This window comes from Plebeiibacterium marinum (assembly GCF_026013615.1).
GTDB classification, from domain to species: domain Bacteria; phylum Bacteroidota; class Bacteroidia; order Bacteroidales; family Marinilabiliaceae; genus Saccharicrinis; species Saccharicrinis marinus_A.
In genome coordinates this window covers 58,449-74,076 of the sequence record NZ_JAPDPI010000020.1, presented here as the reverse complement: position 1 = coordinate 74,076, position 15,628 = coordinate 58,449, and the positions used below count along the sequence as shown (strand labels likewise).

Below are 15,628 nucleotides of genomic sequence, written 5' to 3'. Positions count from 1 at the left end.
ATCGACAATAATAAACACTAATGATATGAAGCTTACCATTAAAAACTATAAAGAAGCTACCAAAGATATTGACTTTTCAAAACTACCGGAGGCAGCTCGTGAAGCACACAAAGAGTTTGATTCATTTGCCGACTTCTACAATGAGGACAAGGATATAAAAGAGATGCTGGACAATCATTTTAAGATTGTGGAGCCATACTTAAGTCATAACAAGAATAGGTTTCCTGAACTTGATGACAGACATCCATTAAATATTTTGGATAAAGAATCCGGTCAGTATAAAGCAGCGTTAAAAGAGTATCAGGACAAGAAAAAGGAAAAGAAAACAACCAGGAAAAGCAGTACAAAGAAGCCTGTTGCAAAAAGGACTTCTATAGCAAAAAAGACAGCTACTACAACTGTAAAACGCAAACCTAACGAAGTCCCTTTAATGCCCTTGGAGGTTAAGATTATCAAGCGTTACCTTAACATGCATGGTAAGCGTGTTACTGAACGCCAGGTTTCCTTATTGTATAAAGTGATTCAAAAGGCAGCTACTGAAAAAACTATCCGCCTTACCAGTAAGTATGCCGATGAAATTAAGAAGATTGGAAATGACCTGGCCAGGACTTACAAAGAAATGGGAAGCTCCTGCACATTTCAGGTTCCGGATTCAATGTACTCCAGATTGAAAAATATCGAGGACAGTTACGGTGTTACTCCGGCCATTTCCTTAATAAAACGCTTCATTAATCTCTATGGTAATATTTCGATTGATAAGGCGAAACGCTTACTACACAGCATTAAAAATGCCAAAAAGAACGGCAAAGTTTCCAGTTCTGATAAAGCGTACGAGCGAATTAACCAGGTTCAAAAACACCTTGAAGATTACCTGGAAAGTGATAAGCTACTTGTTACTAATATTCAGCTAAACGGATTAAAAGGCATTGCCAATTCGGGAAAGTAAAAGCCACTACTACAAAGCCCAAAAGTAGTGGCACTAAACCAAGGGCAAATTTACAAGGATTTGCAGCCCCGGTTATCAATAGTAATCAGGTTGTGTCAGCTGACCAATTAGCTAAAATGAAATTCTCCACCCTTTATATTGGTGGAAAGTTCGGTAAACTTTTAGGCAAACCATATAAGCCGTTCTACTTGATGATTTACGGTAGTCGTTTCAATGGGAAAAGCTCCGTAGCCATGCTATTAGCTGATGAGTTAGCAAGAAATAACATGAAGTGTTTGTATGTATCTAATGAGGAAGGTGTAAAAGGTTCTCTCCAGGAAAAGCTTCTCCGGTTAAAGATTAACAGTCCCATCCATTTTGTAGAGGATTATGAGCCTAAACAATTTCGGGGATATGATGCTATTTTCCTGGACAGTACCCAAACAATCGGAATGAAACCAGAAGAATTTAAAGTCTTAAAAAGACAATATCCGGAAACTGCATTTGTACTTGTATTTAAAGCTAATCGTGACGGCAGTTCTAAAGGCGGAACCGATTGGGAACATGATGTAGATGCAATCATGCACATCGAAAACCAAAGTGCTACCATGGAGAAAAACCGTTTCCCTGGTGGAAGTACAGAGACCATTAAAATATTCTAACAGGCAATGCCTGTCATAATAAAACGAACATCAATGCTTCGATTAATAGCATATAATTAAAATGCGATTGGAGCATTGATCAAATGAAGCGCATATGGAAGAAATGACAATGAAATTCTATTGGATTGTAATCGGTGGTTTTTTCTCACTGATTATCGGTGTGTTGTCCTTTGTTATCCGGCAAGCGATTTCAAAAAATGCAACAAAGGAAACAGTAGAAGCTAAAACCGATTTGCTTGAAAAAGATATTCAGCATTTAACGAAAGAGGTTAATGGTGCAGAAAATAAGTTCGCTTTACTTCATAAACGCATATCTGAATTAAGGGACAACTCTAAGGAAATATACGTTAGCAAGGAACTCTTTCACCAAACCATTAAACAGCTTAATGAGAAGCTGGATACCATCTTAAAATTTGTTGAACGATGAAAATATTTGGAAAACTTATCAATGCAGGAACGGCTGAAACACTTAGAGAAGGCAGTAAACTCATTGATGAAATATTTACTACACAAGAAGAAAAGCTCCAAGGAAAAATGGAGCTTTTTAAAATGGCCGTAGCCGACCGGGATTCAGCTCGAAGTATGTATGCCCAGGATAGTTGGTTACAAAAGTCATTTGCCATTTTCTTCCTTTTAGCCTGGTGTGCTCTTACAGTTATCATGCTCAACAATTTTGTATTTAAAACCATACAATTACAAGATTGGCAAATAGCTTTTGTGAGCAGTATAAACGGAGGTATATCCACAAAACTCAGCACTATAATAGACTTCCTCTTTGGTGGAGCTATTTCAGGTGTAAACCATGTTAACCTTAAACCTAAACGTAAGCATGAAGAAGACATTTGATGAACTCTTTGATGGTGTCATAAAGTATGAAGGCTATTATGCCAATGTTACTGGAGATAAAGGGGGAGAGACTTATATGGGTGTAGCAAGAAATTTGCATCCGGATTGGGATGGTTGGAAACCTATTGATGCTTATAAATTAAAATTTGGAGAGTCAAAAAGAAATACCAAAATTGATATTCCGGAATTAACTGAATTAGTCAAACAATTCTACAAGCATAAATTCTATGATAAATACAATATAGGATACATTGTTTGTGGTTCTGTGCAAGAAATCATTTTTGACTGGTGCGTTAATAGTGGCTATTGGGGAAGTTGCGGTACTCAAAAGGTATTAAACCGTTTCTTTGATTATGACTTAAAGCTGGATGGAATTATAGGTAAACAAACGATTAATGCCATTAATTCCTGCCCGTCGGAACCTCTATTCAATGCCATAAAATCAGCACGGGTTCATTACTACAATACAATTGCTCAACGTGGCCAGAATCATAAGTTTTTGAAGGGGTGGTTGAGAAGGATTGATTCGATAAAATTCACCAAATAGGTACTATTGTTATTTAGATTAATTTGTAATTGTTTCTTTTATCATTCATTTATAAATGTTAGTCATTTGTTTTATAGTTGTTTGTCAATTGTATGCAACTCTAATCTTGAACCATAATAATTAATAGTCAATATTTGTAAAGACTTTTAATTTATTGAACCTAAGACATGAAAAAATTAATACTTTCACTAATTGTAATACTATCGGCATTGCCAATTTATGGACAAACACTTCCTGTAAAAGACGTTTCAGGATTGGTTATTAATACAAATATGACCTTTGATTCAGATACAGTATATGTAGTTGATATAAGTAATATGTATATAAAAGAAGGTGCCACATTAACAATTCAATCAGGTACAATAATTAAACTTAGAATAGCGAGTATATATGTAAACGGTATACTTAATTTACAAGGGACAGATTCAGATCCAGTAATTTTTACCTCTTATTTTGATGATGATTATGGAGGTGATACTAATAATGATAATTATTCTTCCTATCCTAGTGACGGGAGTTGGGGGCATATTGAATATTCCAATAGTAATAATGTTATCTCAAATTGTATAATAAAGTATGGAGGATACGATGGAGGAACTGTTGCTCAAGGATCTATATATCTAAATGGTTGCGGTTTTGATATCACAAGGTGTAAAATATTTAATTCTCACTTTTGTGGAATTGCAATTGAAAATTCTCCATCAATTGATTTTACTTTATCTCAAAATGAAATTAATAATTGTCCAAGAGGTGTTTATTTATCTGAACTAGGTTTTGGTAATATTGAGTTTTCAAATAACAAAATTGAAACTTCTGAAAATGGTTTGATTTTAAGTTCTTCTAATAGCAATGTGAATATCAATAATAATATATTAGAAGATTGTAATTATGCTATTCATACAATTAATTCAGATCCTGTTATTGAAAATAATACAATTAATAATACTGGTGATGGGACAATTAGGTATCCATTTTATCATGAAGGTAATAATTTCCCAACAATTCAAAATAACGTACTTTCTGGTACCACATTTTGGGCTATAGCTTTAGGTGGAAGGATTACCCAAAGCGTTACGTTGCCAGAATTAAATGATAATTATTTATTTCCATATGTAATAATTGATGATTTACTCATTGATGCCTCTTTGCAAATACCATCAGGCACAGTGATAAAGCTTAAAAATTCATTCATAACAGTGAATGGATTACTAAATATTAATAGTAGTACAGAAGAACCAGTTATTTTTACATCGTATAAAGATGATACTTACGGAGGAGATAGTAATGGTGATGGGTATTCTACAACTCCCTCCGCAAGGGATTGGGGATATATAAAGTACCAAAATTCTAATAATATATTATCAAACTGTATTTTTAAATATGGAGGTGCTGGATACAATTCTGCAATCTATAGAGGTACCATCTGGTTAGAAAATTGTAATTTAAATATCTCTAATTGCGATATATCAGATTCTCATATTTGTGGAATATGGATTCAAAATAATGAACAACCAATAAGTATAGAGAATGTGAAAATTAGAAATTCTGGGCAAGGAATAGCAATTTACGATGGGCAAGGAATACCTTCCGTTAGTATTACAAATAGTTTCTTTGGCAAGAATACTTATGGAATAAGTACTAAAAATACATCAATTAATTTATCTAAAAATGTATTTTTAAGTAACGAGTATGGTATCAAATTAACTAATGGAATAGATTTAGATATAGAGGACAATTTATTTAATGAAAGTTCGGAAACAGCTTTACATATAATTTCAACTGATGATATAAATCCAGAAATAACCTTAACTAGTAATACATTTAAGAATAGCTCAAATTATCATATTAAAGTTGAAAACTTTGCAGATCCATCTACAAGTGTTATTGATGCCAGTAATAATTATTGGTCAGAAAAAACCAATTCTGAAATTGATACAAAAATATATGACTACTCTGATGATAATACGTCTCCAGTTGTTAATTATTCACCTTTTTTGAGTGCAGAGGATGGCAATAAACTATGTGTAGCCGATTTTAATTTTAGTGGTCGAGTAGATGGATTTGATCTTTCACAGTTAGCTAATAGTTTTGGAGCACAGCTTGGGGATGATAATTATGATGAGACTACGGACTTAGATGGTAGTACACGTGTTGATGGATTAGATTTAGCATATTTGGGTTTACGCTTTGGCTCTGAAGGAAATTGTGAACCGATATACTCTCTCTTAAAAAGCGGAAGTGTTGATAATTTTGAAATATATTTGGAGCAGATTGAAGAATCAACAGAATTTGATATTTGGTCTGTAACCGCCAAAAATATAACAAGCTGTATTGGAGGAGATATTCAAATAGATATAAACAACAGTAATATCTCTAAATATGAAGTTAATTTAGGAGAGTCATTTTCTTCAAATATTAATCCTTTATTACTTCATTTACTAAACAAAGCTGAAATAAAACTTGGATTTTATGCTGATGCCCAAATGATAGATGGTGAATTATTCACATTAAAACTTTATAAAAATAGTGGAGTAAAAACCGATTTGGTAGTATCCTCTGGCACTATTTTACAGGAATCTGGAGAAGTTATAACCATCTCATCAACGTCTACAAGTATTGACAATAATTGTGAAATAAATGGCGTTTCTGTTTCTCCAAATCCTTTTAGTGATAACCTTAAGATAAATCTTTTAAATTATGAAGCAGTAAATGTTCCTATAGCGATAGAACTGTATGATATTTCTGGAGAAAAGAAAAAATCAATGTTTTTAATAGGAGAATCTGAAATTAACATTGGTACATCTGATTTAGCAAATGGATTATATATTCTTAAGGTTCAATTTGAGAAGACAGTTTGGATAGAAAAAATTGTTAAAAAGTAACATTGTTAGGTTCGTATGAAAAGATATATTGTATTATTCATAATTGTTACATTATTTAGTAGCATTTGTTGGGGGCAAAACACTAAAATTCCTGTTGAATTCTGGTATAGCACTACAGATGTTAAGAGTGCTGGAATTGATTTTGCTTTAGGATATATTGAGAAAATATATAATGATGAAGATAGACAAGAATATTATCAAGCTTTTTTAGAAGATGAAAACAATACGCCTATTGATCTTAATAATGTACATCAACTTGAAATAAGTGGAGAAAAGATTTATTTAAGTTTATTTGATCCAGTTGGATTAGCCCAAACATGTCTTAAGTCTATAACAAAATATGGATTTGAAAATATACCTGAAATTAGTAGATTAAACTTATTAGGTAATGGAAATATTTTAAATACCGGCAAGCAGAAACTTTACAGTGAAGTAATTATTAATGAGGAGAAATATATTGCATCCATAAATTTAACAATATCTCATTATGAGAACAATCTTAAGGCAGGTAAAAGTTACATTATAAGATTTGATGACTTTGAATTAACTCCTTACGATATTAAATCCAAAAATCTTTTTGTAACAAGAAATGCATTATTAGCAGAAATAGGATTTGAAAAAGATGGAAATACAATTAGAATTTCGGATTATATACCTTATGCAAATGGGAATGCTCCTAATACTGCACATGAAATTTTCAATCATCAAGATTCATATGATATGATATCTGGAGACTATAGCTCTTTTAGTATATATATCTTTGACGAGATATTATTTTCAAGATCTAGGCCTTTGGGTGTATTAACCAATTGGACAACTGAAGATTTAACATTACCTGAAGGCCCTCTGGAATTAATAGCTTATAATCAGCCTCAATCAATAAAATTGACCTGGGATGAAACTGATACAGATACTTTCAAAGTATACAGAAGTTCATCTATTGATGATTTAAAAAGTGAACAAAATTATATTGGCTCGACAAAAACATCGTCTTACATTGATAATGATTTAACAATAGGCAAAAAGTATTACTATACTGTTAAAGCCGTAAAATACCAAAATGATACATGGAGGGAAAGTAGATTCTCAAATATTGTAGGAGGAATTGCTCGATTAGAGTATCATTTTGAAAGTCAATATAATGATGAATACCTAGTAAGCTCTAATGATACAATCCATTTTAAAAGTAGGTTATTGGATAATTTAAATAGACCAATTGAGAATGCTGATGTTTTTTTTAGTGACTCAATCATACACAAATGGAGTAGTAAACCTATACAGACTGATGAGGATGGATATTTTGATATTGTGTTCAGGGCACCTTTAATAGAAGATTCATATTATCTACAACTAAATGGAGTTAAGGGTGATACATATACGCAGATACCAATTACTGTAAAAACAGACAATTCTCAGTTCTACAATATCGGAATTGCTGATTGTTCAATTGATAAAATTGGGCTTCACTGGGAAGATGATTTAACAATTAATACAAATATTAAAAACTTTGATGATAAAAATATTAATGGAGGTCAATTGGCATATTATATCATAAATTTAGCTAATAAAGATACTATTTATGAAGATATTACCTCGTTTTCATTAAATTCCAATCAATCAAATACACTACAAAAGATAATTTCAGTAAGAGCAAGCCAAGGAATTTATCAGGTAATGGTAAGAATTATCTCTCCCAAAGATAAAAACGAAGCGGATAATATTTATAAAACAGAGTTTTACTTGTCCACTGTTCCTAAAGTTGAAACCTTTAAAACTTCAAAATATTCTGATATTGATATAAATAGAGCCGTTTCTATTGGAGGAAATTCAATCACACCAACCTTTATTGGGAATAGCGTGGCTAAGTTTTCAATAAATGGAGAATTGGTTACAGTATCTAAAAATGAACTAACCTATATTGATTCAGCACCAATGTTTATAGAATATTTGTCTTGTCAAGGTGATACAATATGTGAATTCTCAGCAGGAGGAAAAGCTACATTTGAGGTTAATGACATTGAAACTGCACAATATGCTGGTAAAAGATTTGATGTTGAAATTTCAACTCCAGATAATTTATCTAATGATTTTAATGTTTTTGGTGGAAATGAAGATGAGATTAATAATGACTGGCTTCCATTTATCTCAAACGGAGATGCTTCAAGTAATAAAATCATTACATTTACTCCACCTTCATATACTAAGGAAGGAAAATATCAAGCATGGGTGCAAGTAAAGAGCACACTCTCTGATGAATCATATATATTTAGAGTTAATGCCTGTATTATTCCTCCCAATAATATGTTAAGATTTCAAAGTGTAAACTTGGAAAATACTGAAATTGAATATTTAACAGAGCCTAAGATTCAAGGAGATGAATTATCTCTAATTGTTGGAATTGAAAATGAAAGTTACTTTTATGATGAAAATTTGACTTACACATATACTTATTTAATATCCGGTTCGGATTCTATTCCTATAGGTACAGAAAAGGTTAATATCTTTTCTAATTCCAGTGTTAATATTAATAATCCGTATTCAACTTTAGGTCTCAAAATTGGAAGTTATAGTTCTAATTATTTAAGTTGTTCAGGGCATATTGGAAATCCAACAATTAAAGATCGTCTTCCTTTTGATCTTTTAGAAAAGCCACAGCTTGAAGGAGAAATAATTACACCGGCTGCAACGTCATTTGCATTAGGAGATAATATTAGTTCTGAAATAAGAATTCATTACCAAGAAAATCCTAAATCTGATGCAACTGTAGTTGGAAAAGTAATTTCACCTGATGGAAAAGAATTTAATATAAATTACAATTATGACAATTCTTCGGAGACTTATAAATCAACTTGGATTGGAAATATAGGTGGGTGGTATTATGTAGAAATAGATGCAAATAGACATCGTTATAAAACATTAAAATTAAAAACTAAGTACCATACTGAGGTAAATTCAAATTTTATTGCTCTAAATTCATTGTCAAAAGTAAATAATCTTGATTATTATAGTTTTGGAATTTCACCTGTTGGTGATTTTTGTGGCCTTTCTACAAAAATTAATTATGACCCTACCAAGAAGAAACTATTAGGAGTTGAAATAAATTCTGATTTGAAAGAAACATTTCCTACGTTTATTTACGATGATAATCGAGGAGAAATCTCAATTGGATTATCAACAATGAATAGTAAATACGGAGCAAATATTATAGATTCAGACCCTATTTTTTACTGTTCCTTTTTAAATTTAGATGATGGTTCTTCAACGGTTTCTACTAGTAACTGCAATATACTGAATCATAATGGGGAGGTAAGTGAATTAACTAATAGTGGCGTTCAGAATGATGTTGATAAATTAAGAGTCGGATTAGGTTTTAATGTTAAAAATGACGGCATTCAATATATGCAAAAAGACACTATTTATGTTGGATTAAATAATGTACAAAATATTTATGGCGCCTCTTGTACTATTAGCATTTCATCCAATGCACAGATAATAGAAGTATTTGAAAGTTCATTGTTAAATGAAGCCAATGAAGTAACAACTGCATTTTTCTCAACAGTAAACGATACTACAGTTTCTATAAATACATCACGATTAGAAACTAAGTATGGCTGCAACAACTCCGGAACTATTGCAGGTATTGTTGTTGTACCTTTGTCAAAAGAAGATATAAAACTTGAATATGACACAGTAAGTGTTTATGGTTTGGATGGAAGTGTTCAAATTGAGACCAAAACATATAATGCAACAATTCCTGTTTATAGTATATCTGGTAATACTGAAATTGGATTTGATGCAGATCAGGATCTGTATAACATTGGTGACGATGTAATAGTTCAGGTGGAAGTTGATAGTGTTATTGACCTAAAAGCGTATGCGTTTGATTTTATTTATGACAATTCTAAGTTTCGTTTTATAAGTGCTAATAAGGGTGATTTTCTTTCATCAGAAGGGGCTAGTTCATCATTTAACTCTTTCGATGATAATGGAACAGTTATTATAGGAGAATCTTTACTCGGGGATGTTAAAGGTGTTAGTACATATCAAGAAAAGAAATTACTTTGCACCATTCGATTGCAGGCATTGTACTTTGGTAAAGATACTGTAGAACTTGAAAATGTCGGTCTATTAAGTCAAAATGGGAGTACAATTGAAAATGTTAGAGTAAACGATGGCTATATTGAAGTAATAGACGCTGTGGAGCCTTTTATTTCAGGTCAAGTTTTTGATATGTTCAATGGTATAATTAACCAGAATTGTTACGTTAATTTATTTAGGGGAAAAGATGACGGAACATATTCAAAGATTGAAGAGTATTCTATATCTGGTTCTGAAAACCGCTTTGTTTTTCAAGATTTAGAGATAGGGGACTATAAATTGCAAGTTGTCTCCGATGACAATAATTTCGTAAACACTTATTATCAATCTTCATTTATGTTTAATGAAGGATTGATTATCGAAATTAATAATGCAGATGAAAGATTAATCGCAGATATTAATGTATTAGCAAAAAGCAATTTAGAGACTGGTAATGGTATTATATCAGGAAATATTCACTACGCTTTAACGGATAATTACCCAATTGCTTATGCAGCTCCATCAATTCAAATGGCTACTGCATCATCAGCAAGTTCTGGCGATCCTATTGAAGGGGTTAATATTTTATTAGGTAGTTCAGATGGAAATACTATATTTTCTTCTACAACTTCGAATAATTCCGGATTCTACAGTTTTATGCAGTTACCAGAAGGCGATTATTCTGTATTTGTAGATGTTCCTAATATTGATTTTTTTAAGACAGAAGCACTTTCTATTGATGATACCAATTTGGAAGTTACAAATATAGATTTTATTGTAGATACCACTAATTTCTCTATTACTACAGGGATTGAGGATAATATAATTGACCAAATTAAGCTTTATCCTAATCCTACCACAGGAGTTGTGTATATTGAAAAAGATGTATCAGGATTGCCTAATATTAGAATAAGAGTTATTGATTTAACAGGTGAGGTTATATTCTTTAAAAATAATGTTCAATACGATCAACTGCAGGTAGACTTGTCTTCATACAAGGATGGATTATATTTTATTCAGTTCTTATTTGATGACCGAATATCAACTTTTAAGATTATAAAAAGTCATCACTAAAATTCCTATTATGAAAACTATATTCTTCTTTTGCTTTTTAATAACATTCTCTACAATAAGTTACACACAGACAATTCTTTATGTAACAGAAGATGGGAATGATAACAACAATGGGCTTAGTTGGGAAAACTCTTTAGCAACAGTCCAGAAAGCAATTGATGAGGCAGATAAGCTTACTCCAAAGGGACAAGTTTGGATATCGCAAGGAATTTATTTTCCCACGGTTACAACTGATGGCTCTACTGAAGAGAATAAGAAAGCTTTCGTTTTAAAAGATGGAATTAGTGTGAATGGTGGATTTTTAGGAAATGAACTTAACTTAAATGAGCGTGTACGCATTGATAATGATGGAAATGGTACAATCGAGCAATGGGAGTTTAAATATTCCACAATATTGAGTGGCGATATTGATGGTGAGGAGGATGTCTTTTCTTGGAAAGAGAATGAAGAATGGAAGACTCCTCGTTGTGAATGGGTAGTAAGTGGGACTGAGAACAACTGTGAATATACTATTTGGCCTGAAAAAAATGAGTTTGAAAATGAAACAATAATTGATGGTGTGGTAATTTCAGGAGCCAAACAACTTGGGATTAAGCTTTATAATAATATTTCATTAAAAAACTCAACTATTAAAAACAACGCAAGAGGAGGCTGGTTAAAAGATGGAGGTGTCATTAAAGATTGTAGTATAAATAATAATTATGATACTGGCGTAGTTTTGTCTGGTGGAGAAGTAGATAATTGCTCCATTTGTAAAAACACAGCTAATCAAGGAGGAGGTGTATATTTTAACTTTGGGGGCATTGTTAAGAATTCGATTATTAAGGAAAACTACGCTGTTAGTGGTGGTGGGGTCCTTTTTTGGGGAAATTACGATAAGTATACTGGAAAAATTCTCTCAGGAAAAATTCTAAACTGTAACATAGTCAACAATGATGCAGGATCAGGAGGGGGAATATATTCTATTGACTATGGGATTGTGATAAACTCTTTTGTTGATAACAATAATGGTGGTGGAGTTGAATGCTATATTAATGGTAATAATGTAGATAATGTAGGTGTTAAAGTAACTAATTCAACAATTGTAAATAATAATGAAGCTGGTATTATATGCGCATGGAATTATTTAGATCTTACTATTCATGGATCAGGTGTTTTTGAAAATACAATCATATGGGGAAATGAAGGGAGTCAAATAAGTGGACCAAGCTTGCCAAGAATATCTTTTTGTGCTATTGAAGGTGGCTATGATACTGACGAAGTAATGGAGTATAAATGTATTGAAAATTTGAATTTAAACGAAGATAATAATCACATCGAAGGTCCAAACTTTATGGATCCATCTATACAGAACTGGAAGCTGAGTGAAAATTCTCCATGTATAGACTTTGGTAATAACACATTGATTCCATCTGTTTATGATACAGACCTTATAGAACAACCAAGGATACAGGGATATGAAATAGATTTAGGATGTTATGAATCTTCTTATTATAAGGGTGCAAGACCTGAAGATGTGGTAGTTGAGGGTGTTGATGAAAGTTCTGTTATGATTTCTTGGACCATTAGGGATAATCTAGTTACGAATACATGGAGTGTTGATATTAGAAAAGAAGGAGAAGAAGAATGGGAGAATATTATAGTGGAATCTAATCCATGTACTATATATAATTTAGAGCAAGCTACAGGTTATGACATTAGAGTTGCATCTATATTTGAAAATCTGTATACATCATGTTTTTCAACTTCAACTAATTTCGTAACGACTTCTAAAGATATAACTCCATCTTCTGAAGGAATTGTGTATGTATCAAATATACCCAAGGGAAATATGGATGGTAGTAGTTGGGCTAACGCAACTAATGATATTCAAAAAGGAATTAATGCTGTTAATACAAAAGAGGTTTGGGTTTCAGAAGGAGTATATTATCCTACACTGCAATTTACAGATTTGGAAAATAATCTAAGAAACAGATCTTTTATAATAAAACCAAATATTAAGATTTATGGAGGTTTTGAGGGAAATGAGATTACTTTAGAAGAAAGAAACGAAAAAGAACATACTTCTATTTTTGAGGGAAATCTTTCAAATAAGGATATTAATTCTGACAACTCTTTTCATGTTGTTTATTTTACAGATACCACAGTAGGTGAGATACCATCTTTGTTAGATGGAGTAACTATTCGAAATGGATATGGTGAAAATGGCTCATCTATTTTTATTTCAAATGGTGGTAAGGTTGAAAATTGTGTGATAACGGAAAATTATTCTTCAGTTTATTATGAAAGTGGAGGAACCATATATTGCAATAATGGTGAGATTAGTAATTGTTACGTTCATAGAAATACGTCTACATTGAAGTATGAGAGAGGAACAACAATATTTGCAAAAGGAGATTCAAAAATAGAATACTGTTGTATTTCGGATAATAATGGATACGGTTTGTATATCAACAGTGGAAGTGTAAATAGTTGTAATATATTTAATAACAATAATGGCTTAGTAATAAAAAATGGATATATTTTTAATAGTTGCATTTATAACAATACAAATTATGGTATTGTTGCTGATAATGAATCAAAAATAATTAATTGTAATATAGTGAATAATAACTTAATTGGTTTTGTTATAAATTCTACATTTAAGGGCTTAATAAAAAACAGTATTATTTGGAATAATAAAACCAACCTATCAACATATGAGGACTATTATTATCTCCCTGCATATACAATAGAGTATTGTGCCATTGAAAATGGAGATAGCGACAATTACAATATTCCACTTTCAAGTGATAACAACAACATTAATGGCCCTAATTTTATTGATTGGGAAAATGGTGTTTTTAGTTTAAATCGGATGTCACCATGTATTGATAAAGGATCTAATGATGATGTAAATACAATATATGACATTGAGGGTAATGATAGGGTAATTAATAACATAGTGGATATTGGAGCTTATGAGAAAGAATTTGAATGTACTCCTCCTAATTTAATTAATGTAACAATAAACAGATCTTCTGCTTCCATTGATTGGAAAGTTAATGGAAATGAAACACAGTGGAATGTACGTTATGGTGTTAAGTCTGAAAATATGAACTGGTATGAGAAAATTGCTTATAGTAATAATACCACTATAGATAATCTTATTTTGGGAGAAACATATGTAGTTCAAGTAGGTGCATATTGCAGTCAAGATGTTGTTACAAGGTATATAGAAAATAAAGAATTTAAGGTTGATGTAATTTCGATTATACCTTCTGATAAAGGAATTTCTTTTGTTAAAGAAATAGCCTGTGGTAATATGGATGGCAGTTCATGGGAAAATGCCACTAATAATATTCAAGCAGCAATAGATGCAGAAGAATGTAAACAGGTTTGGGTTGCAGAAGGAGAATATTACCCTATAAATAAAATTGGAGGAGAGAGCAGTAGTAATGAAAGATTAAAATCATTCCAACCTAAAAATGGCATTAAAATTTATGGAGGTTTTTGTGGTGATGAAATTTCAATTTCAGAAAGAAATATATTGGAGAACGAGACCGTTTTGTCTGGAGACATAGGGATAAAGGATGATTTTTCTGATAATTCATATCATGTAGTATATTTTAATATGGAAGAGATAACAGATACTACATTTTTAGACGGATTTTATATTTGTTTTGGTAATGCTAATGTAACAGGGGCAGATGATTCTTCTAAAGGGGGAGGGGTGTTTAATGGTTGTGTTTATAACTGTGTCATAAATAAAAACAAAGCTTATTGGGAGGGAGGAGGACTCTATAATTGTGATTTAATACTTAATTGTATAGTAAGTGATAATTATTCTTTTTATTATGGAGGAGGGATTGGATCGGGGTTCGAGGGGAACACTAAAATTATTAACAGTACTATTGTTCACAATATAGCAGGATATGGTAGCGGTGTGTCTTATGGTTATATTACCAATTCTATTGTATGGAGAAATAGAACTCCTGAAGATGAAATAGAAAATCAGATTATTAATGTTATGCCATCAAATTTCGATAATAGTGCATGTGAATATATCTACGGCGATGAATACAATTCTGCAGATGATATTGTTTTAAATGAACTTAATACCCACGATAATGGACCTAATTTTGTTTCAATTGAAGATGGTAATTTTCAGTTAAGAGCAAATTCTCCTTGTATTGATAAAGGAAAAAGTTTACTTGTTTATACTTGTCCGGATGGTTATCCATCTGGTTTTTGTAGATATAACTATGTTAAAACTGATATTATTGGAAATAATAGAATTGTTGGAGGAAATGTAGATATTGGTGCTTTTGAATTTAATGGCGATACTCAAACCTTAATTTATGGAGGTGATGGTATACCTGATAATATTTCTGTATTTCCTAATCCAACTAATGGAATTGTTTCAATTAAAATTGAAAATTTTAGAAATGTTGGTTATGTGGAAATATATAATGCTTTTGGTATGAAAATTATAGAAAAAAGATTAGAGACTAACAATGAAACTTTTGATCTAAAGCAATATAGCAAAGGTTTGTATTTGATTAAGTTATATATAGAGAAGCAAGTCATTGTTAAAAAGATACTTTTAGAATAGCAATTGAAAGAACTCCTTACT

8 protein-coding genes are annotated in these 15,628 nt (G+C 31.6%); all 8 read left to right on the top strand.

Annotation, left to right across the window (positions count from 1 at the left end; translation table 11 throughout):
* Nucleotides 1-25 precede the first annotated feature (25 nt).
* The 8 genes from OM074_RS11085 to OM074_RS11050 all read left to right on the top strand — a co-directional run bounded on the left by OM074_RS11085 (nucleotide 26) and on the right by OM074_RS11050 (nucleotide 15,607).
* Nucleotides 26-946, top strand: a complete 921-nt coding sequence (locus OM074_RS11085; protein WP_301199541.1) for a hypothetical protein — start codon at nucleotides 26-28, stop codon at nucleotides 944-946.
* A gap of 116 nt (nucleotides 947-1,062) precedes the next feature.
* Entirely contained in the window at nucleotides 1,063-1,587 is a 525-nt protein-coding gene (locus tag OM074_RS11080) for a P-loop NTPase family protein (RefSeq protein ID WP_301199540.1), read from the top strand.
* Nucleotides 1,588-1,681: 94 nt separating this feature from the next.
* Nucleotides 1,682-2,014, top strand: a complete 333-nt coding sequence (locus OM074_RS11075; RefSeq protein WP_301199539.1) for a hypothetical protein — start codon at nucleotides 1,682-1,684, stop codon at nucleotides 2,012-2,014.
* Nucleotides 2,011-2,433 (top strand): hypothetical protein, encoded by a 423-nt coding sequence (locus tag OM074_RS11070; RefSeq protein ID WP_301199538.1) that lies wholly within the window; start codon nucleotides 2,011-2,013, stop codon nucleotides 2,431-2,433. The genes OM074_RS11075 and OM074_RS11070 overlap by 4 nt, the downstream gene beginning before the upstream one ends.
* Complete coding sequence (locus tag OM074_RS11065; protein ID WP_301199537.1) at nucleotides 2,417-2,980, top strand: glycoside hydrolase family 108 protein; 564 nt, start codon at nucleotides 2,417-2,419, stop codon at nucleotides 2,978-2,980. The genes OM074_RS11070 and OM074_RS11065 overlap by 17 nt, the downstream gene beginning before the upstream one ends.
* A gap of 167 nt (nucleotides 2,981-3,147) precedes the next feature.
* On the top strand, nucleotides 3,148-5,862 hold the full coding sequence (locus OM074_RS11060) for a right-handed parallel beta-helix repeat-containing protein (protein ID WP_301199536.1): 2,715 nt from the start codon (nucleotides 3,148-3,150) through the stop codon (nucleotides 5,860-5,862).
* Between the two features lie 15 nt (nucleotides 5,863-5,877).
* Nucleotides 5,878-11,013, top strand: a complete 5,136-nt coding sequence (locus tag OM074_RS11055) for a T9SS type A sorting domain-containing protein (RefSeq protein ID WP_301199535.1) — start codon at nucleotides 5,878-5,880, stop codon at nucleotides 11,011-11,013.
* A gap of 10 nt (nucleotides 11,014-11,023) precedes the next feature.
* Nucleotides 11,024-15,607: a choice-of-anchor Q domain-containing protein gene (locus OM074_RS11050; RefSeq protein WP_301199534.1), complete on the top strand. Its 4,584-nt coding sequence runs from the start codon at nucleotides 11,024-11,026 to the stop codon at nucleotides 15,605-15,607.
* Nucleotides 15,608-15,628: the final 21 nt, after the last annotated feature.